Below are 20,391 nucleotides of genomic sequence, written 5' to 3'. Positions count from 1 at the left end.
CAGTAATAAAAAATGAATACACTATCTGAAAAGCCTAGCAACAACGAGGAAGTTATTGATTTAGCTGCTTACCTTAATGTTATTAAGCAAAGTAAATGGAAAATTTTAGGTTTTGCTAGTGTGGTTACATTACTAACTATAATGGTTACTTTAACGTTGATACCTAAGTATGTAGCCACAGCAACTTTATTGATTGAGTCTGAGCAAACTAAAGCAGTGAGTTTTGACGAAATTTATGGCTTAGACTCGACTAAAAAAGAGTATTACTTAACCCAGTTTGAAGTCATTAAGTCAAATAGTATTGCTCGTGAAGTAATTACTAAACTTAATTTAAAAGAGCATACAGACTTTGTTGCTAAGCCCTCTCTAACTGGCGAGCTAAAAGGCATGGTTAAGCAATTTTTACCCTTTTTAAATAAAAAAGAGAGCTCAGCGCTTTCGGCGGAAGAGCAAGCAGGGCACGAAATGTTAGGTTTACTTGCTGCATTTAAATCGCGTTTGAGTGTTTCTCCAATAATGAAAACGCAATTAGTACGCGTAAGTTTTGAGTCGAGCGACCCTAAGCTATCAGCTTTAGTGGCCAATACGGTAGGTGAAGTATACATAGAAAGCCAAATGCGCGCTAAAATGGGCATTACCCAGCAGGCGTCAAGCTGGTTAAATACGCGTTTATCGGAATTACGCATACAACTTGATAGCTCTGAAGTACGCTTACAAGTCTATCGAGAAGAACAAAAACTTGTTGATATAGAAGGTATTGCTGGGCTAGTTACTCAAGAGCTTGAGCAAACCTCTAAGCAGTTAGTAGATGCACGCGCGACTCAAAACAACCTTGAAAGCATTAACCGCGTTATTAACGAATATGGCAACGATAATATAGAGCTACTTGGCAGTATGCCTGAAATCACCTCGCATCGCGTAGTACAAGATGTTAAACGCGAAGTTGTATTGGTTGAGCGAAAAGTCAGTGAGCTAGCTGAAGTTTATGGTCCTAAGCACCCTAAAATGATTTCAGCTCAGGCAGAGCTAGCTACAGTTAAAACTAACCTCAATAAGCAAATAAAAGGCTTAATTACTGGTATTGAAAAAGAGCTTAATAGAACAACGCGAACAGTGAATGCACTAGAGGGCGACTTAGCTAAAATTCGTGCTGAATATCAAGATATTACCCGTAAAGAAACACAATATAACCAGTTAAAGCGTGAAGTTGAAACAAATCGTAATATTTTTAATACTTTTTTATCCCGCTCTAAAGAAACCGAAGTAACCAGTGACTTTAGCTCTGCCGCAGCTCGTTTTACTGACCGTGCTTTTCCACCACGAAACCCAAGTAAACCGAACAAAAAATTGATTGTTATTTTAGCATTTGTCGCCAGCTTTGGTTTTGCAGTAGTAATGGCTTTTATTTTTGATGCCTTAAACGATACAATTAAAAACAAAAATGATGTAGAAAATAAACTTGCTCAGCGTATGCTAGGTTTATTGCCACATGTTAAAGTTTCAAAAAAGAGCTATTTTCCAATTCATGCTTATTTAGAGGACACCTACCGCCGATTTGCAGAATCGGTACGTACTTTTCGAACGAGTTTGTTACTAACTCACCTTGATCGTGCCCATCAAATAATTGCGGTGACTTCTACTTCACCAGGGGAAGGTAAAACGACTACGTCTGCTAATTTAGCTATGTCGTTGGCACAAATGGGTAACGTATTACTGATTGATGCTGATCTACGTAAGCCAACGCTGGCTAAACGATTCGATATCCCCGTATTTCACCCTGGTTTAAGTAATTTAATGATTGGCACAGATCAATTAGCTGACTGTGTACACATTGATATTCAATCGGGTGTAACAATTATGCCTAGCGGCCAAATACCGTCTAATCCACTTGAGCTTTTATCACATCCACGCTTTTCTGAGTTACTCACGGAATTAAAAGCGCAGTATGATCACATTATTATTGATACGCCACCTACTCAAGCAGTAAGTGATGCACTGGTAATAGCGCAAAGTGTTGACTCGGTTGTTTATGTTGTAAAATCCGACATAACCCGTACTAAGCCAATCACAGCCGGCCTAGAGCGTTTATTTGAGGTGAAAGCGCATATTGCTGGTGTGGTACTTAATAAGGTCGATATGAGTAAATCTAATGATGAACACAGCTATGGTTACTATGATTATTACGGTTACTCGCAGCAGCCTGAAAAACCACAAGCGTAACTAAGTTAGTTATGATTGATATTCATACACATATTTTGCCGGGTATTGATGATGGCGCTAAAGATTTAGCTGAATCTTTAGCGCTTTTAAAGTTGGCTGAGAATGATGGTATTACTCAGATGGTGGCGACACCACATATACATGTAGGCCGATTCAATAATTTGATTTCTCATATTTATGACGATTTGGCAAACTTACAGCAGCATGCAAAAAATGAAGGGATTAAAGTTAAGTTAGCTGCTGCTGCTGAGGTGCGTTTAGACGTAGAGCTCATGGCAATGGTTATGGCTAATAAACTGCCTTTTATTGGTAAAATAGCGGATAAAAACGTTTTATTACTAGAGTTACCACATTCACATATGCCACAAGGCTACGATAAGTTTATACAGTGGCTCGCCAAAAAAAATATACGGGCTATTATTCCGCATCCAGAACGCAATCGCGATATTCAATCAAATCTCTTTTATATTCAACACTTAAAGAAATTAGGCTGTGATTTTCAATTAACAGCATCGAGTATTGAAGGCGAGTGGGGTGAAAGTGCTCAAGCAATATCTTTGCAAATGTTAAAAGATGGTTTAGTGAGCTATGTTGCCTCTGATGCCCATTCAGTAAAACGTCGACCTCCTATTTTAAGCAAAGCTAAAAATACAGTAACGCAATTAATAGGTGAAGAGCAGGCCACTGCGCTTTTTTTAACTAATCCGCAGGAACTAACAGAGTGTATATTTAATGACTAAATTAAATATGCTCAAGGTCGTTCCTGCTGTTATTTTAGGCATGATAGTGCTTGTAATTGTTTATACGAGTATGCAAAGTATGCGTGCAAATGCGTGGTACTTTAATGCGCTTAATATTGTGCAAGAATCGGATGGCGCTTTGTCTGGTTCATCGTTTAAAGCTGCAGAAAATGCAATTACTTTAGCCACTACTATGGATCCTGAGCATCCTCATTATTGGCATTTTTTAGCTCATATAAAAATGCTAGGTTTAGCCGGTATTGATACAACATCAAGTAAGCAATCAGAGTATGTACAGCAAACTTACCAACAAATTGAACAAGCATTATTAAAGTCGGTTTCGCTTAGGCAAACTTGGCCGCAAACTTGGATTGCTTTGGCCCAAGTAGTAAGTTATCAAGAAGGACCTACTGATCGCGTGTATGACTATATTCAGCAAGCAAAAAAAGTCGGTCCTTATAAGTTAGATGTTCATTTAGGTGTTATTCAAATAGCTTTAATGCATTGGAGCGATTTACCACCAGTCTATAAAGCCCTTTATGTGAATGAGCTTAAATTAGCCTCTAAATATGGTTATAAATTTAATAATGTTTTTAGTATGGCTAAGCAAATGAACCGCTTACCAATAGTGTGTTTATCACTTCAATTCGGTGCTCATTTTGAAGCGGTTAGAAACACGTACATGTTTAAAAAATATTGCGACTAATTGCTTAATCTTTATTTTGGTGTAACTATTCAGCTCGTATTGAAGCTATTTTTAGCGCTAACTGCGTTGAAGTTAATCTACTTTTCACGTTGTGCATTAACATAATCCCCCACGTTACTTACTGTATCTAACCAATAGCCGTTAGCAGGGTCTTTCAGATACATCAGCAATTGCTCGAGTACTTTTGCGTCTGTGGTATATTGATCTCCGTTACCAATTTCATGGCCTGCTAAAATCAACCAGGCATTATTTTCTCGTAATTGCTCCAGCATAGTAATGATTTCATCAAAACTCATACCGTCAATTCTAAGCCCTGTTAGCTGTGCAAAATCTGTAAAGTTAGGATTGTTAGCTGATTCATCTAACCAAGTTCGGCCGCTGTCAAAATGTTTAGCGATTAAAGGCACGTAGCTTTTGGTATTGATGCCCCGGCCAACAAATGTATTACCGCACGGATAAGCAAAGGCGCGAGGAGTTACGCCTAATTGCTGTGTTAAATAAGTTTGTGCACTGAGAATATCATTTTCAAGCCAAGCGAGGCTGGTTTCTTCTAGTGACAGATTTTTTTTACGTAACCATTCAAAGTTACCAGTACAGGCATGACTGCTAGTATGATTTGCAATTTCATGGCCCGATTTTACCGCGTCTTGCCACTGAGTTAGACGCTGCTTAACGTTAAAAGGGGAAACATAAAAAGTTGCTTTGACTTGGTACTTGTTCAAAATCGCAGTGCCAACATCGACTTGGCTGTGACGGGCATCATCAAACGTGATACTCACAGCATTTTGCGCTTTATGCGGGTAATTAAAACCAAGGTATTCTTGTGGCTCAGGATTGGCAATAATAGAAAATGACAGTACTGAAATAGTCATGATCAATGAAGATATTTTAAACATGGTAGTCCTTACATTTTCTGAGTCTATATATAAAAACAAGTTATGTGTAATAAAGCAATGAGTACATGGGTGACTGAATAAATTTCAAGACGATAGCTGATTTACAGGCAAAAAAAGCCCAGAACGAATCCGTATTGTTCTGGGCTTAGGGGATGGCTCTAATGAGCCTGCGCTAACTTTAAAAACACCTTCTAAGTTCATTAAGGGAGAAGTAGAAAGTAATATTAAGTGTAGTTAACATATGTAAAAAACCCAATAAATGATGGCTTTTTATACTGCTTATAAAACAACTGTTTGTCTTAAAATGAAGCGAAAAGTTTAAATTTTATACATTGGTTGTTGCCAACTTATCCACACCTTATTATTATCACCAGCTGATCAGTTGAGTGTTTTGTACTAAATCTCGTGGTAAGGAGTTTTTAATTTTATTTTTTTGCCATTTCCCAAGCCCGATAGGGCAGCCACACAGGGTTAAAACAACTTCGCCACGTGCGTTGCTAGGCTCGCTTAAACGAATATCTTTACCTTGAAAGTAGTCATTGGCTTGCTCGTTATTGAGTGCAATTACATTGGCCTTACATTGGCTACCAAATACGGTGGCAAATTCGTGATTAAGGCGTACGCCATTTTTGTGGATCATGCCCAAGTGGATACCAAGTCGCGCGTATTTTATTTTGTTTTCAATGGCGGTAAACTGCTCAGGAAATAGCCACAGCTCTTTATCGCGCTGCATTAGTATGCCGCTGAGTGATGTTAGCTCAAATTGTTTTTTTAACTCAGTGTAAAATGTTTGGCTGGATTTTTTGTCAAACGGTTGAAAAGGGAATGCCCCCTTTTTTACTTTTTGATCAGGGTTATCGCAGCTAGCGCGTTTTTTAAACTTAGCAATAAAAAAACCTTCGCTGTCGAATGTTTGCGGCCAGACATGCAAATAGCCTTCGCTGGTTGTGGCTTGCTCTGCACCTGCAAACAAATTATCTAATGGTTGTATTTCAAGATGCTCTGCAAACTCAGTGAGAAGATATTCGCACACTTGCTGATTTTCGAGCGGAGTTAAAGTACAGGTTGAATAGACTAATGTACCGCCTGGTTTTAATGCATAGAAAGCGCTTTTTATTAAGTTTTTTTGCACTTTGGCAATATCAATGTTTGACTCAATCGACCAATTCTTTAAGGCATCGGCATCTTTTCGAACCGTACCTTCGCCAGAGCATGGGGCATCGAGTAAAATGCTGTCAAAGCATTCATACATATAATCGCCAAAAATAGCCCCATCAAAATGTGACAATGCACAATTGCCAACTCCCATGCGCTTTAAGGTTGCGCTGAGTACTTTTAAACGAGATGACGACAATTCATTGGCAACCAATACCCCGTGATTATTCATTAATGCTGCTAATTGTGAAGTTTTAGAGCCAGGAGCGGATGCCATGTCGAGCACATGTGTTGCATTAATTAATGACTCTTTGAGTGCCATTGGTGGCAGCATCGAACTGGCTTCTTGTACATACATAGCGCCACTTAAATGTAGATCCGTGTTACCCAATGCCAGAGCTTGTTCTTCATGTTCACTGCGCTCTAACCAAAAACCTTCGCTACACCATGGGATTGGGCTTAATGTCCAGTCTTTATCAAGAGCATACCGCTGAAAATCCTCAACCGACATTTTAAGCGTATTGACACGTACAGATTTACGCAGTGGTCTGCGACAAGCATTGAGAAAGCCATCCAGTGTTAGGTGTGCTGGTAAATAGGTGTTTACGTCATCTATAAAATGCTGGGGAATATAGGTATTGGCGTCCAAGGCAGTGCTCACAGAGAATTTTAAAGTTGTATTCTAGCATTATTAGTGGCTCAGAGCAGTGCCTTAAATAATCTTTTAAAGAATGCAACCCTGTCGACACTTGGTGCCTCAATGTGTGTTTTAAGTGTTTTTAAACATTATTTATTATACTTATGTCGACAATGGCCGTTTTTAAACGCAGTTTTTACTGATTTAGGGTTGACACATTTACAGCTAAAGACCATAGTGTATTCATAAATTGTCGACAATCTTGGGGGGTGAACAATGACGCAAGATGCTTTTAGTGAAACACCTATTACTACCGCTTCAGATCAGGTATTTGTCGATATGCGTCGAGAAATTGTCGAAGGCAGTATTGTACAAGGTAGCAAGATATCCGAGCCAGAGCTGGCAAAGCGTTATGGTGTAAGCCGTGCAACGCTTCGTGAAGCGCTTAATCGCCTTGAAAGTTGTTATTTGGTTGAGCGTAAAGCAAATGTGGGTTGTCGTGTTGTGGCACTTACAGCTGAACGTTTAATCGAAGTATATCAAGTCCGCAGTGCGCTTGAAGGTTTAGCGTGTCGTTTAGCTGCCGACAATATGGCAGCCGATGAAGTACAAAGTTTAAAGCAATTACTTAATCAGCATCTGAAAACACAACGTGTAAAAGAGGGGGAGTCTTACTATCAAGAAGCCGGCGATCTGGATTTTCATTATCGCATTATTAAAGGCAGTAAAAACGACCACCTTATTCATTTATTGAGTAACGGGCTTTATCAGCTAATTCGTATGTATCGTGTGCAAATGGGTATGGTTGGGCCGCGCGTATCAAAAGCGTTTGATGAGCACTTAGCCATTATTAATGCGATTGAAAACCATGATGGGGAATTAGCTGAGTTATTGATGAAGCGCCATATCAGTGCATCGCAAGCCAATATACAAACGAAGTTTAATTTACATGCCGCGCAAAATGAGCGCGCGGAGCAGTAAAAATGTCATATTAAACCATTAAAAAATACAAGTTGTCATAAAGCAACCCGTTCAAAGTTAGGAGAATGTAATGTCAGCAGGATTAAAATTTAAACAGGCGATTGCCAATAATCATCCATTACAAGTGGTCGGCACAATCAACGCTTACACGGCGATGATGGCTGAAAAAATGGGTCATCAAGCAATTTACCTATCAGGAGCAGGTGTTGCGAATGCTTCATTTGGTATGCCAGATCTAGGTATGACCAGCCTTGATAACGTACTTGAAGATATTCGCCGTATTACCGGTGCTAGCGATTTACCATTATTAGTTGATGCTGATACAGGTTGGGGCGGGGCATTTAATATTGCTCGCACAGTGAAAGAGATGACTAAAGCCGGTGCGGCGGGGTTTCATATTGAAGACCAGGTAGCACAAAAGCGTTGTGGTCATCGCCCTAATAAAGAAATAGTTACACAAAGCGAGATGGTTGACCGAATTAAAGCCGCCGTGGATGCCAAAACTGACAGCGATTTTTATATTATGGCGCGTACTGATGCGTTTCAAAAAGAGGGTTTAAATGCCGCGATTGACCGTGCTGCGGCCTGTGTTGAAGCAGGTGCAGATGCGATATTTGCAGAAGCTGTGCATGACCTTGCTGATTATCAAGCATTTACTAAAGCGATCAACGTGCCAATTTTGGCTAACATTACTGAATTTGGCCAAACGCCAATTTATACAAAAGAGCAACTAAGTGATGTAGGCGTAGACATGGTGCTTTACCCACTTAGCGCGTTCAGAGCAATGAATAAAGCGGCACTTAACGTGTATTCAGCAATTTTAAATGAAGGGTCTCAGCAAAGCCAAATTGAGAATATGCAAACACGTGCTGAACTGTATGACTTTTTAGATTATCACTCGTATGAAAATACACTCGATAACCTTTTTTCAGCAAATAAATAATCACAACATTTAAGGAGAGCACACATGGTAGATAAAGCATTAGGCGGCGCAGGTTTACGTGGTCAAGTAGCGGGTCAAACGGCATTATGTACAGTAGGGCAAACGGGGTCAGGTTTAACGTATTGTGGTTACGACATTGCAGAGCTTGCTGAAAAAGCGCAGTTTGAAGAAGTATCTTTTTTGCTTTCGCGCGGTGAATTACCGACCTCAGCAGAGCTTAGCGAATACAAAGCTAAATTAAAAAGTCTACGTGGTTTACCAACGGCGCTGAAAACTGTACTTGAGAATATTCCAAAAGACGCGCACCCAATGGATGTAATGCGTACAGGCTGTTCTATGCTAGGTAACCTTGAAATGGAAAATGACTTTAGCGAAGCAAACGATGCTATTGACCGCATGGTTGCAGTATTCCCAAGTATTATTTGTTATTGGTATCGTTTCAGTCACGACGGAGTGCGTATTGAAACACAAACTGATGATGACTCAGTTGGCGCACATTTTTTAACGCTATTACACGATAAAGCGCCGTCAGAGCTGTTTGCACAAGTGATGAATGTATCACTTATTTTATACGCAGAGCATGAATTTAATGCTTCAACCTTTACTGGTCGCGTTTGTGCATCAACATTATCTGACATTCACTCTTGTGTAACGGGTGCTATTGGTACGTTACGTGGCCCATTACATGGCGGTGCGAATGAAGCGGCAATGGATATGATTGAAGGCTTTAAAGATGCAGACCACGCAGAGCAAGAGATCATGGGCATGCTGGAGCGTAAAGATAAAATTATGGGCTTTGGCCATGCAATTTATCGCGAATCAGATCCACGTAATGTGATCATTAAAAAGTGGTCTGAAAAATTAGCCGCAGAAGTGGGTGACGATGTGCTTTACCCAGTGTCTGTTCGTTGTGAAGAAATTATGTGGCGTGAGAAAAAGTTATTTTGTAACGCGGACTTTTTCCATGCATCGGCGTACCACTTTATGGGTATTCCAACTAAATTATTCACCCCTATCTTTGTAATGAGCCGAGTAACAGGTTGGACAGCTCACGTAAAAGAACAACGTGCTAATAACCGTATTATTCGCCCAAGTGCCGATTACACTGGGCCAGAAGCGCGTAGTTATACGCCAATCGAATCACGTTAAGGCTATTAAAGGTGGGCGAAAGTACGCTCACCTTTTATTTTTTGCACATTGCCACTAGCGCATAGTTTTTAAGGCCTCTTTTTTTATACATCCCTTAAACACACTATACGTGTGCGACCACCGTCATCAAATTAGCGAGTCTTGTAATGACTATCATAAACAATACTAAATACAGAAAACCCTTACCTAACTCTAATGTCGATTATTTTGACACCCAAGCTGCAGTTGATGAAATTAAAGCAGGTGCGTATGCAGCCTTACCTTATACATCACGTGTTTTAGCAGAGAATTTAGTACGCCGCTGTGAGCCACAAATGCTAACTGCGGCACTGTCGCAGCTAATTGAGCGCAAACAAGATTTAGATTTTCCTTGGTATCCCGCGCGGGTCGTCTGTCACGATATTTTGGGACAAACAGCGCTGGTTGATTTAGCTGGCTTGCGTGATGCCATTGCAGCCAAAGGCGGCGATCCAGCCAAAGTTAACCCAGTAGTCCCTACACAGCTAATTGTTGATCACTCATTAGCCGTTGAGCATGCAGGGTTTGATCCTGATGCTTTTGAGAAAAATCGCGCCATTGAAGACAGACGTAACGATGACCGTTTCCACTTTATTAATTGGACCAAAACGGCGTTTAAAAATATTGATGTGATCCCACCTGGTAATGGCATTATGCATCAAATCAATCTTGAAAAAATGTCGCCGGTGATCCAAAACCGCGATGGGATTGCTTTTCCTGATACCTTAGTTGGAACTGATAGCCACACACCGCATGTTGATGCGTTAGGTGTCATTGCCGTTGGTGTTGGCGGCCTTGAAGCCGAAAGCGTGATGCTTGGCCGCGCCTCTTATATGCGTTTGCCTGATATTGTAGGAGTCGAACTCATCGGTAAGCGCCAACCAGGCATTACTGCAACAGATATTGTATTAGCAATTACGGAGTTTTTACGTGAGCAACGCGTGGTATCAACGTATTTAGAGTTTTACGGTGAAGGCGCTGATGCATTGACATTAGGCGATCGCGCTACGATTTCAAACATGACACCAGAATTTGGTGCCACCGCAGCGATGTTTTATATCGACCAGATGACCATTGATTACTTGCGCCTAACAGGGCGTGACGAAGCGCAAATTGCCTTAGTTGAAAATTACGCAAAAACCACCGGTCTGTGGAGCGACAGCCTAAAAACAGCGCAGTATGATCGGGTATTAAAATTTGATTTATCAAGCGTTGGCCGCAACATTGCTGGACCGTCAAATCCGCATCGCCGTGTTTCAACCAGTGACTTGGCAGCGCAGGGGATCTCTGGGGTTGTTGAAAATGAAGAAGGTTTAATGCCAGACGGTGCCTGTATTATTGCTGCTATCACTAGTTGTACGAATACCAGCAACCCACGTAACGTCATTGCAGCTGGTCTTATTGCGCGTAATGCAAATGCCAAGGGCTTAACTCGCAAGCCATGGGTTAAAACCTCATTAGCACCGGGCTCAAAAACGGTGCAATCGTATCTTGAAGATGCCAAATTACTATCAGAATTAGAGCAACTTGGTTTTGGTATTGTTGGCTTTGCGTGCACTACGTGCAACGGTATGAGTGGGGCGCTTGATCCCGTTATTCAACAAGAAGTGATAGACCGCGACTTATACGCCACGGCTGTGCTCTCTGGTAATCGTAATTTTGATGGCCGTATTCATCCGTACGCTAAGCAAGCATTTTTAGCGTCTCCGCCATTAGTCGTTGCCTATGCCATTGCAGGCACTATTCGTTTTGATATTGAAAAAGACATACTCGGACAAGATCAACAGGGCAATGACGTAACCTTAAAAGATATTTGGCCATCAGATGAAGAGATTGATGCAGTGATTAAACAAAGCGTAAAACCTGAGCAGTATAAGAAGGTTTACGAGCCGATGTTTAATTTAACCGTTGATTACGGTGAAGATAACGATCCACTTTATGATTGGCGTCCAGAAAGTACTTATATTCGTCGCCCGCCATATTGGGAAGGTGCACTCGCTGGTGAGCGTACCATGAAAGGCATGCGCGCATTGGCGGTACTTGGCGATAACATTACCACTGATCATTTATCACCGTCTAACGCGATTATGGCAAGTAGCGCAGCAGGCGAATATTTAACCCATATGGGTGTGCCAGAAGAAGACTTTAACTCGTATGCAACCCATCGTGGCGATCATTTAACTGCGCAGCGTGCAACCTTTGCTAATCCTAAATTACTTAATGAAATGGTGCTAGAAAATGGCGAGGTGAAACAAGGCTCTTATGCCCGTATTGAGCCTGAGGGCACAGTTACTCGGATGTGGGAAGCAATCGAAACCTATATGCAGCGCAAACAACCATTAATTATTGTTGCAGGGGCTGATTATGGCCAAGGTTCGTCACGTGATTGGGCAGCCAAAGGCGTGCGTTTAGCAGGCGTTGAAGTTATTGCTGCAGAAGGTTTTGAACGCATACATCGTACTAACTTAATTGGTATGGGCGTATTACCGCTGGAATTTAAAGCGGGCACCACCCGTAAAACACTCAAGCTAGATGGCAGTGAAAGTTACGATGTTGGAGGTGAATTATCACCGGGCAGCGAGGTTAATCTAACCATTACTCGTGCAAATGGTGATGTAGTTAGCGTTGCAACAAAGTGCCGTATTGATACTCAAGAAGAGCTATCAATTTATGCTGCAGGTGGTGTATTACAACGCTTTGCTCAAGATTTTTTAGAAGCTAGCCAAAGCGCATAAGGAACAATAATGACATTTAAACCACAAATTAAAGTACCTGCCACCTATATGCGCGGTGGCACTAGCAAAGGGGTATTCTTTAATCTAAGCGATTTACCAGAGGCTGCACAAGTCGCCGGTTCTGTGCGAGATAATTTATTGCTACGAGTGATTGGTAGCCCAGATCCATATGGCAAACAAACCGATGGTATGGGGGGGGCTACTTCTAGTACCAGTAAAACCGTTATTTTAAGTAAAAGTGAGCAAGCTGATCACGATGTTGATTACTTATTTGGTCAAGTTGCTATTGATAAAGCGTTTGTTGATTGGAGCGGGAACTGCGGCAATTTAACCTCTGCGGTTGGTTCATTTGCAATTAATAATGGTCTTGTTGATGCTAGCCGTATTCCAGAAAACGGTGTGGCTATAGTGCGAATTTGGCAAGCTAATATTAAAAAAAGCATTTTAGTGCATGTGCCAATGACCAACGGTGAAGTACAAGAAACGGGTGACTTTGAACTCGACGGGGTGACATTTCCCGCCGCTGAGGTGAAATTAGAGTTTATCGATCCAGCGGATGGCGATGGTGCGCTATTTCCAACAGGCAATGTGGTAGATGAACTAGTAGTTCCTGAGTTTGGTGTACTTAGAGCCACTATGATCAACGCGGGTATCCCTACTATTTTTGTTAATGCGCATGATATTGGTTATACCGGTACTGAACTACAAGATGACATAAACGCTGATGAAGCAGCACTCACTAAGCTTGAAAGTATTCGAGCCCATGGCGCAGTAAAAATGGGCTTAATTAATAATATTAACGAAGCACAAGCACGCCAACACACACCTAAAGTGGCATTTGTGGCTGCACCACATGATTATAAATCCTCCAGTGGTAAGCAGGTTAATGCAAGTGACATAGATTTGTTAGTCCGTGCCATGTCGATGGGAAAACTACATCATGCCATGATGGGTACTGCCGCTGTAGCCATTGGTACGGCTGCGGCAGTTGAAGGAACATTAGTGAATTTAGCCGCTGGTGGGGGGGCTATTAATGAAGTTAACTTTGGCCATCCTTCAGGTACGTTAAAAGTGGGTGCAGAGGCGGTTGTGGTACATGAGCAATGGCATGTAAGTAAGGCTAGCATGAGCCGCAGTGCTCGTGTGCTAATGGAAGGAGCGGTGCACGTACCAAGTATTATTTAACTCAATAGACCTTAATCTGAGCTTATCTTTAGAGGTTGTTTTCTAGCTACGTTGGATTGGTTTGCAATAGCACCGTGCTTGGCTCATAAATTTGCTCTGTAAACCCTGAAAATATTTGACTACAGAGTTCAATAGTATTTTATAGACTTGGTGGATATTGTGAGTCACTGTTCTAAAGCTAGTTTGAACCACCTTATCTATAAGGTGGTTTTTTTATTATGACATTCACTTTTTTTTTGTTTGATAAACATTTCGAGCATTCCACTATCAGACATTTTAGTTATTTCTTCATTAATACTGTTAAGCACCTTTTGCCAGTTAGGTTTTTGTCTACTAACCGAGTAATGAAGAAATTTGTAGTCTAAGCTTGGCTCCAGAGCAACAAGTGAACTATTTATTATTTGTTTTTGCTGTTCGGGTAAGTGAGACTTTTTTATATTACCTAACAGTGAATTTAAATCTGCGACAATTAGGTCAGCACGTTTATTAATTAATAAGTTAGCTAATTGAAATTCATTATTCACTACAATAGAGGCTATTTCATTAGAGGCAATTCTTTGATCTAATTCTATAGTATTTTTGTATGATCTGATTATGCCTATGACGAGGTCTCTGATTGATTGTATAGAGCCATTATATTTGATATTGGAATCTTTTAGTGTGATAAGAGATAAGTCTCCACCCGGAATAGCCTCTGATAATGCAAGTAACTGATTGCGAGTTGTGTTTACTACGTTATCAGAAAGCTCGAAATCTGCTATAAAGTATTCAGGAAATAGTATATCGGCTTTGCCTAATTCAGCTTCACGAATAGCCCTTGCCCATGGGTAAAACTCTATTAAAACGCCATAGTCATTCTTTACTAATATAGTCACGGTTAATTGATAGACCCAGCCAAAATTACACATTGATTCATCAATATAGGGTGGCCAATTCAGGGTGACTAATCTCAATATCTTATTTGCAGATAAATTATAACCATATCCATTAGGTGTAAGTTCACCCTTAATTGTTATTAAATTAGTGTCTTCTTGATAGGTTACATCGGGTACAGCCGCGTAGCTTAGGCTGCAAAAAAATAGTAACACGAGGAGGCTTTTGATCACTTTAGCTCTCAGAGTTTAAACAATATTACTAATCTAAGCTTAGACCTATATGATTTTGAAACAAGTTTATTATTGATTAACGAAGCCTTTTTAATTTTGACTGTTATTTAGGCTAATACGAAATTCATAATCATGAACGATCTGATTAATTATAAAGTAGGGTATAAGTCTATTATTGGTTGTAAAAAATTGGTACGACCGAGTGGATTCGAACCACCGATTTCGGCGTGGGGCATAAGGAGTAGGTAGTGCGCTAATCAACTGAGCTAAGGTTTACGAATTGAGGATATTAGTGATTAAGATTGGTACGACCGAGTGGATTCGAACCACCGACCTCTACCATGTCAAGGTAGCGCTCTAACCAACTGAGCTACGGTCGTACGATAAAATTCTTAAATTTGGTACGACCGAGTGGATTCGAACCACCGACCTCTACCATGTCAAGGTAGCGCTCTAACCAACTGAGCTACGGTCGTATCATAAATTTAAGTGACTGTTAATTGTTTAACAACGGTCGCTAATATATAGCGTGCGCTTGAGTGAATCAAGCGAGAAACGCTTTTTTTAGTTCGTTTGCCGTTTTTTTATTCATATTGGGCTGATTTCACACGTTTTATAAAACTTTTGCCACCAAATAACGTGTGTTTTGGCAGATTTTTTTAAGCTGGTAAGTAAGTTGCTGGGTTGATTGGGTTGTAATAAGGGAGCCACCGCTTTATCTACAAGGCTGTTCTCCAACCAAAGTGTTTGGTAGTAGGGCATTAGTCGCTCAAGAGCGCCAGTGAGTTGCGCTTGATAGGGCTGTAACTGCTCTAGGTAGTATTTTTTAAATACATTGCTGATAATCTGTGCCTGTTTTTTATTTTTTATTGGGTTACAAAGGCTTTTTAATTCAATATCTGCAAGGTACTGGGTGGTTAAGTTATTTAGTTGTGTTTGCTTTCTAACAGCTGTGATAAGCGCTTGATTAAAGTTAAAACGATTTAACTGCTCTAAGCTTTTATAAATATGGTGTGTTTTAATTTGCTGATATTGTTTGGTGTTTATTTGTTTCTGTATAGTCGTTAAGTTCTTCAAAGCAAGCTCTGTTTCCACCAAGCCGTTAAGATTGGTATTGAGTTCATAATGAGTGAGTTGCCAACTATTTTTGATCTCAGCGCTTGCGTATAAAAATTGTGCAAAATACGCAGCTAACTGCGCTTGTTTTTGTTCTAGAGCTACCTTTATTTGTTGATAACTATTAGATTTTTTATCAAGTGTTTGCAAACAAGCAGGGGCGGCCTTTATGAACTCTATTTGATAAATTAAGTCTGTCGCGGGTGTGGCTACTTTACCTAATTGAGAGTTGTGTTCGGCGATTAAGGTACTCAATGCACATGAGTTCAGTTGTGCTAATTGCAAAATACTTACTTGTTGCTTTGTTTGAGTGACTAAAGTTTTCGGCTTGTTTAACGCTATATTTTTAAGCTCAATGTGCTTTGCTACAGGGGATTCTAACGTATTGGCTAGTCGGGCTTGGTATTCAAAATTTATATCACTAGGCTGCTCGCTACAACCAGTAGTAAGTAGTATTGAGGCAAATAGGATTAGGTAAGCAAAAAGCTGATTTTGCTTACCTAACGTTTTTGTATAGCTATTGAATAAATGGTTCACGTTTAAAGCGCTTAGCAACGGTTAACATTAATAGAATTGCAGCTACCGTTAAACCAACAATAATACCTATCCAAAAACCGTGCGGGCCCATAGCTGGAACGATTAAATCAGTGCGTGCTAAAACATAGCCTAATGCGAAGCCTATTAGCCAGTATGAAATAAACGTAATGTACGAAATCGGCGCGGTGTGTTTTAAACCTCTTAGAATGCCATTTGCGGCAACTTGCAAAGCGTCGGGTAGTTGATAAATACACGCTAGAATCATGATTGACGTTGCTAAGGTAATAACACGAGCGTCGTCAGTATAGAGTTGACTGATCACGTCGCGGCCAAAAAAGGTGATAGCAGCAAGTATAAAGGCAATGATCATAGCTAAAATATAGCTTGTTGAAATAGCTTTTTTGAGCTGCTCAAAGTGATTTTGCCCATACAAGTTACCAATACGAATACTGATGGCGATAGATAGGCTCAGTGGCATCATAAAGAGTAGGGTGGTGACACTGGCTGCGATTTGGTGCCCAGCAACCGCAACTGCACCTAAATGCGCAATAAATAAAGGAATACAGGCAAACAAAGTAACTTCAAAAAATGTCGCCAGTGAAATAGGAATACCGACTTTAGTAATGGTCCACATTGTCGCTATCTGTGGTGCTTTAAAATTAGCGAGTAGCCCTTTAGCATCTACTTTTTTACTTAACTGGCAATAAATAATTTGTGCGATGGCCATTGCAGTAAATACCAATGCTGTGCCAATCCCACAGCCTGCGCCGCCGAGTGCTGGCATACCAAACATACCGTGAATAAACACATAGTTGGCTGGGATATTGATGGCTAAACCAATCAAACTGATATAAAAAGCCGGTTTTGTCATCCCCATGCCTTCGGTAATATTTCGATAAACACTGAATACTAAAAATCCACCAATGCCCCATTTTACATAATGAATATAGTCATAAGCCATATTGGCAATAGCGGGGCTGGTATCAAGTTTTAGAATGATAACGTCAGCAAAGTAGGCGATGGATAAACCAAATACGCTTAACACGCCCGCCAGATATAAGCCTTGTTGAAAGTAATGGCTGATGCCGGTTTTATCGTTAGCGCCAGAAAATTGCGCAATAATGCCAGTCAGGGCTAATAATATACCTTGCAGGGCAAGCATGGCGGGGTTCCATACGCCGGTTGCAATTGACAATGCGGCTAAATCGGTAGGACTCACTTGCCCTGCCATGATGGTGTCGACCACTGACATTAAAACTAAGGTAACTTGTGCTAAAAAAACGGGGATTGCCAGAGAAACTAACCGTTTGGCTTCCCAACTACAAAAAGTCATATCACTTACTACGTAAACTGAAGAGGCAGATAGTGTAATCGATAAAGCACAGAATCAAAAATTATAGCGATCAGTTAATGTTATTGGTTACAGTAACAATGATGTGGTGCGAGTACACTAAAGCGTGAAATAATATAAGAGTATCCAGTTTAGGTAATAAAGGATGAATTGATTTATGTTTACAGGAATTGTGCAAACACAAGCAACGGTGATTTCAACGAACCAGCAGCAAGGTGTGATGCGTTTAGTGCTCGCTGTTGCAAAGCAATATGTTACAAAACTTGAGTTAGGTGCCAGCGTTGCCATTAATGGTTGCTGTTTAACGGTTGTTAAAGTAGAAAATATTTCTGATCAACCGCTTGCTCAGGTTCATTATGATGTAATTGACGAAACATTACAGTTAACTAATTTAGGAAAGCTTATTGCTGGCAGTTCCGTTAACTATGAGCGCTCGATGACTTTTGGTACTGAGTTAGGTGGGCATATTGTATCTGGTCACATTCACTGCACTGCCCAGATTGAAAATATTATTCATACACAAGATAATTGTAAAATACAGTTGTGCTTACCGAGTAAATGGCAAAAGTATGTGATGTATAAAGGTTTTGTAGCAGTCAATGGGGCAAGTCTCACGGTAGGTGAAACCGATGAACAGGGCTTTTGGCTACATTTGATCCCAGAGACGTTAGCTATTACCAATATTGGTAAAGCTGCAATTGGTGATGCGCTAAATATTGAAGTTGATCAACAAACTTATACCATCATCAATACGGTCGAAAATTACTTACGGCAGCAGGCGCCATAGTCAAATATAGGCACTAGACTAAAAAATTTGTTCGTCATCGCTATCAATATGTAACTCTACCTTACTGTTTGCATAGTCAATATGCATATTAAAATGGATAGGGTTGCAGCATGCTGCGCAATCTTCAAAGTAATCTTGATCGCCAGCACTGGCATCAAGAGTAATATGAATATGATGGCCACAATGTGGGCAGCAGATCCGTTGTGAGAGTTGGTTATTCATAAATGATTCAGCCTTACAAAGCAGAGCAATAAAAGATAATTATTTATCGCTGCTGATAAATGATTATGCTCCCCATAATTGAACGCTAGCGCCTGTCATGGCTGAGGTTGTTCAATATTAGGCGATACCTAAATATAGTCTGCTTTATTCATTTATGACATCTATTTGACAATAAAAACCAGCTTATTTCAGCAGTCGTTCTATTTGTTGTTTTGCTTCAGTAAGATAGTGGCCGGCAAAGATATTGGCATGATTTAAAATAGGGTAAAGCTGGTAAATTAATTTACGTTGCTCATAGCCCTGCGTTAGTGGGTAATGCTTGTTATAAGCGATGTAAAAGGCGTCCGGTAAAGGAGCAAACAGTTCGCTCATGGCAATATCAACTTCCCGATCACCATAATAGCAGCTGGGATAAAAAATACTGGGCACACTGTGAATAAAGCCCATGTTGCCGCGCCAAAAATCGCCATGCAATAACGATGGCTGTACGGTATGACTATGCAGCATATCTTTTATCAGTGCTACAAAGTCATCTTTATCGACGAGATCAATGCCTTTTTCATGCAGCAATTGCAGTTGCCAGCCAATGCGCTCTTCGGCAAAAAATATATTCCATTTTTTATGCCAGCGATTGGGCTGAGTTGTTGGGCCAATAAAGTTATCCTGATCAAAACCAAACATGGCTTGGCGATGTTTCAGATGCAGGCTTGCAAGGTGGCTACCCATAGTATGCCAGTTAGTATGAGGTTGCTGGTCAAGTTCTAGCCACTCTAAAACGATAAATGAAAACTCAATATTGGCGCCTGTAATGATACAATCTGGCACCATAAATAAGCTCTCTTTAGTGAGCAGTTGTAAATTGTGGGCTTCGCTTTCAAATCGTTCTAAATCACTACGATGAGCTACTTTAACGAAATACTGGTGTATACCATCACTGAGTTGAAATAGTTTATCGCTATTAGGGCTTTGCAGTTGGCGTTTTATAGTGTGTTTAAAGTCAAAATGCATAGCTTGGCTGATCTGTTCGTTAACCGTATTCCACATAGCATTGTTTACCTTTTATACAGATAACTAAACTATGGCAAAAAGTAGTTAAATAAACAAACTCTTGAGAGTAAAATTAATGTTTTATAAGCGCGCTTAGCTTTATGCAATAACCAAGTGGAGAGAATGATGAATAAAAGCCTTATAACCAATGTCATTGCTGGGATTTTAGTGGTGACGGGTTTTCTATTTGACCAAGCAATTGTACTGTCAATTGGCTTATTTGCACTCTCAGGCGCAGTGACTAATTTACTCGCAGTGCATATGTTATTTGAAAAAGTACCTTTTTTATATGGGTCTGGCGTGATCCAGCTGAAGTTTGCTGGGTTTAAAGTGGCGATTAAAAATCTTATTTTAACCGAGTTCTTTTCAGAGCAAAAAATATCTCAATTGTTAGGCAACAAAAATAGCAATGTTGATCTACAGCCAGTGATCAATGAAGTCGATTTAAATCCTGCTTTTGATAGCTTACTTGACGTTATTGAGCACTCCCAATTTGGTAGCATGTTAGCGATGTTTGGTGGTAGTGCCGCGGTTGAACCGATGCGCGAAGCATTTATTGATAAAATGCGTGGTTCATTACTTAATATGAGCGAAACCGATGAGTTTAAAAGCTTGGTGAATGAAAAATTAACGCAATCAGGACTCGCAAGTGATTCGCTGTTTGACACGGTTTCTGGCTTAGTTGATGGGCGTTTAGACGAGCTGACACCAAAAATGGTCAAAGATATTATACAAACTATGATCCGTGAGCATTTAGGCTGGTTAGTTGTATGGGGCGGGGTATTCGGTGGTTTGTTTGGCCTGATTGCTGCGATCATATAAATTAATTTTTAAGCAGGCCAGCGACTCGCCTGATTAAG

The 20,391-nt window shown here is 40.4% G+C and carries 17 protein-coding genes and 2 tRNA genes; 10 read left to right on the top strand and 9 right to left on the bottom strand.

Going from position 1 to position 20,391, the window contains the following annotated elements; translation table 11 throughout:
• Positions 1–12: 12 nt before the first annotated feature.
• Genes HHO47_RS01375 through HHO47_RS01365 form a run of 3 tightly spaced genes read left to right on the top strand, consistent with a single transcriptional unit; the run spans position 13 to position 3,666 of the window.
• On the top strand, positions 13–2,220 hold the full coding sequence (locus HHO47_RS01375) for a GumC family protein (protein ID WP_169018148.1): 2,208 nt from the start codon (positions 13–15) through the stop codon (positions 2,218–2,220).
• 11 nt (positions 2,221–2,231) lie between these two features.
• The gene (locus HHO47_RS01370) at positions 2,232–2,960 is read left to right on the top strand and encodes a tyrosine-protein phosphatase (protein WP_169018146.1); all 729 of its coding nucleotides are present in this window, start codon (positions 2,232–2,234) and stop codon (positions 2,958–2,960) included.
• Entirely contained in the window at positions 2,953–3,666 is a 714-nt protein-coding gene (locus HHO47_RS01365) for a VpsP family polysaccharide biosynthesis protein (protein ID WP_169018144.1), read from the top strand. The genes HHO47_RS01370 and HHO47_RS01365 overlap by 8 nt, the downstream gene beginning before the upstream one ends.
• Before the next feature lie 77 nt (positions 3,667–3,743).
• Here the strand turns inward: HHO47_RS01365 and HHO47_RS01360 are convergent, their stop codons facing one another.
• Together HHO47_RS01360 and rsmF are read right to left on the bottom strand one after the other, a co-directional pair.
• A complete protein-coding gene (locus HHO47_RS01360) occupies positions 3,744–4,562 on the bottom strand; it encodes a polysaccharide deacetylase family protein (protein WP_169018142.1) in 819 nt (272 codons plus the stop codon).
• Between the two features lie 367 nt (positions 4,563–4,929).
• Positions 4,930–6,366, bottom strand: coding sequence for a 16S rRNA (cytosine(1407)-C(5))-methyltransferase RsmF (gene rsmF / locus HHO47_RS01355; RefSeq protein ID WP_169018263.1), 1,437 nt, complete (start codon positions 6,364–6,366; stop codon positions 4,930–4,932).
• Between the two features lie 264 nt (positions 6,367–6,630).
• Here rsmF and HHO47_RS01350 point away from each other — a divergent pair, with 264 nt between their 5' ends.
• From HHO47_RS01350 to prpF, 5 genes are all read left to right on the top strand, one after another.
• On the top strand, positions 6,631–7,335 hold the full coding sequence (locus HHO47_RS01350; protein WP_169018140.1) for a GntR family transcriptional regulator: 705 nt from the start codon (positions 6,631–6,633) through the stop codon (positions 7,333–7,335).
• Between the two features lie 70 nt (positions 7,336–7,405).
• Complete coding sequence (prpB, locus tag HHO47_RS01345) at positions 7,406–8,278, top strand: methylisocitrate lyase (protein WP_169018138.1); 873 nt, start codon at positions 7,406–7,408, stop codon at positions 8,276–8,278.
• A 24-nt stretch (positions 8,279–8,302) separates the two neighbouring features.
• On the top strand, positions 8,303–9,427 hold the full coding sequence (prpC, locus tag HHO47_RS01340; protein WP_169018136.1) for a bifunctional 2-methylcitrate synthase/citrate synthase: 1,125 nt from the start codon (positions 8,303–8,305) through the stop codon (positions 9,425–9,427).
• Between the two features lie 146 nt (positions 9,428–9,573).
• Complete coding sequence (acnD, locus tag HHO47_RS01335; RefSeq protein WP_169018134.1) at positions 9,574–12,180, top strand: Fe/S-dependent 2-methylisocitrate dehydratase AcnD; 2,607 nt, start codon at positions 9,574–9,576, stop codon at positions 12,178–12,180.
• Between the two features lie 9 nt (positions 12,181–12,189).
• Entirely contained in the window at positions 12,190–13,365 is a 1,176-nt protein-coding gene (gene prpF, locus HHO47_RS01330) for a 2-methylaconitate cis-trans isomerase PrpF (RefSeq protein ID WP_169018132.1), read from the top strand.
• 197 nt (positions 13,366–13,562) lie between these two features.
• Here the strand turns inward: prpF and HHO47_RS01325 are convergent, their stop codons facing one another.
• From HHO47_RS01325 to HHO47_RS01305, 5 genes are all read right to left on the bottom strand, one after another.
• Complete coding sequence (locus HHO47_RS01325) at positions 13,563–14,453, bottom strand: substrate-binding periplasmic protein (protein ID WP_348981623.1); 891 nt, start codon at positions 14,451–14,453, stop codon at positions 13,563–13,565.
• Positions 14,454–14,774: 321 nt separating this feature from the next.
• Positions 14,775–14,851 (bottom strand) — tRNA-Val (locus HHO47_RS01320).
• 19 nt (positions 14,852–14,870) lie between these two features.
• A tRNA-Val gene (locus HHO47_RS01315) sits at positions 14,871–14,947 on the bottom strand.
• Between the two features lie 112 nt (positions 14,948–15,059).
• The gene (locus HHO47_RS01310) at positions 15,060–16,124 is read right to left on the bottom strand and encodes a DUF3080 family protein (RefSeq protein ID WP_169018130.1); all 1,065 of its coding nucleotides are present in this window, start codon (positions 16,122–16,124) and stop codon (positions 15,060–15,062) included.
• Positions 16,105–17,457, bottom strand: coding sequence for an MATE family efflux transporter (locus tag HHO47_RS01305; protein ID WP_169018128.1), 1,353 nt, complete (start codon positions 17,455–17,457; stop codon positions 16,105–16,107). The genes HHO47_RS01310 and HHO47_RS01305 overlap by 20 nt, the downstream gene beginning before the upstream one ends.
• A 175-nt stretch (positions 17,458–17,632) precedes the next feature.
• Between HHO47_RS01305 and HHO47_RS01300 the strand changes: the two genes are divergently transcribed.
• Positions 17,633–18,262 (top strand): riboflavin synthase subunit alpha, encoded by a 630-nt coding sequence (locus tag HHO47_RS01300; RefSeq protein WP_169018126.1) that lies wholly within the window; start codon positions 17,633–17,635, stop codon positions 18,260–18,262.
• A gap of 18 nt (positions 18,263–18,280) precedes the next feature.
• On the opposite strand, the gene HHO47_RS01295 is transcribed toward HHO47_RS01300, so the two are convergent.
• Positions 18,281–18,484, bottom strand: a complete 204-nt coding sequence (locus HHO47_RS01295; protein ID WP_169018124.1) for a CPXCG motif-containing cysteine-rich protein — start codon at positions 18,482–18,484, stop codon at positions 18,281–18,283.
• A gap of 183 nt (positions 18,485–18,667) precedes the next feature.
• The gene (locus HHO47_RS01290; RefSeq protein ID WP_169018122.1) at positions 18,668–19,528 is read right to left on the bottom strand and encodes a fructosamine kinase family protein; all 861 of its coding nucleotides are present in this window, start codon (positions 19,526–19,528) and stop codon (positions 18,668–18,670) included.
• Positions 19,529–19,657: 129 nt separating this feature from the next.
• On the opposite strand from HHO47_RS01290, the gene HHO47_RS01285 reads away from it, so the two are divergent.
• Positions 19,658–20,353, top strand: coding sequence for a DUF445 domain-containing protein (locus HHO47_RS01285; protein WP_169018259.1), 696 nt, complete (start codon positions 19,658–19,660; stop codon positions 20,351–20,353).
• Positions 20,354–20,391: the final 38 nt, after the last annotated feature.

This window comes from Pseudoalteromonas arctica, from assembly GCF_012927645.1.
Lineage (GTDB): Bacteria > Pseudomonadota > Gammaproteobacteria > Enterobacterales > Alteromonadaceae > Pseudoalteromonas > Pseudoalteromonas arctica_A.
The sequence above is the reverse complement of the archived record's forward strand: the minus strand, read 5'-3'. Positions and strand labels throughout refer to the sequence as shown.

Coding starts and splice junctions, on each gene's coding strand:
- HHO47_RS01365 (WP_169018144.1), top strand. CDS start 2,953: ATGACTAAATTAAATATGCTCAAGGTCGTTCCTGCTGTTATTTTAGGC.
- HHO47_RS01305 (WP_169018128.1), bottom strand. CDS start 17,457: ATGACTTTTTGTAGTTGGGAAGCCAAACGGTTAGTTTCTCTGGCAATC.
- acnD (WP_169018134.1), top strand. CDS start 9,574: ATGACTATCATAAACAATACTAAATACAGAAAACCCTTACCTAACTCT.
- prpC (WP_169018136.1), top strand. CDS start 8,303: ATGGTAGATAAAGCATTAGGCGGCGCAGGTTTACGTGGTCAAGTAGCG.
- HHO47_RS01300 (WP_169018126.1), top strand. CDS start 17,633: ATGTTTACAGGAATTGTGCAAACACAAGCAACGGTGATTTCAACGAAC.
- HHO47_RS01295 (WP_169018124.1), bottom strand. CDS start 18,484: ATGAATAACCAACTCTCACAACGGATCTGCTGCCCACATTGTGGCCAT.
- prpF (WP_169018132.1), top strand. CDS start 12,190: ATGACATTTAAACCACAAATTAAAGTACCTGCCACCTATATGCGCGGT.
- HHO47_RS01375 (WP_169018148.1), top strand. CDS start 13: ATGAATACACTATCTGAAAAGCCTAGCAACAACGAGGAAGTTATTGAT.
- prpB (WP_169018138.1), top strand. CDS start 7,406: ATGTCAGCAGGATTAAAATTTAAACAGGCGATTGCCAATAATCATCCA.
- HHO47_RS01290 (WP_169018122.1), bottom strand. CDS start 19,528: ATGTGGAATACGGTTAACGAACAGATCAGCCAAGCTATGCATTTTGAC.
- HHO47_RS01350 (WP_169018140.1), top strand. CDS start 6,631: ATGACGCAAGATGCTTTTAGTGAAACACCTATTACTACCGCTTCAGAT.
- HHO47_RS01285 (WP_169018259.1), top strand. CDS start 19,658: ATGAATAAAAGCCTTATAACCAATGTCATTGCTGGGATTTTAGTGGTG.
- HHO47_RS01360 (WP_169018142.1), bottom strand. CDS start 4,562: ATGTTTAAAATATCTTCATTGATCATGACTATTTCAGTACTGTCATTT.
- HHO47_RS01370 (WP_169018146.1), top strand. CDS start 2,232: ATGATTGATATTCATACACATATTTTGCCGGGTATTGATGATGGCGCT.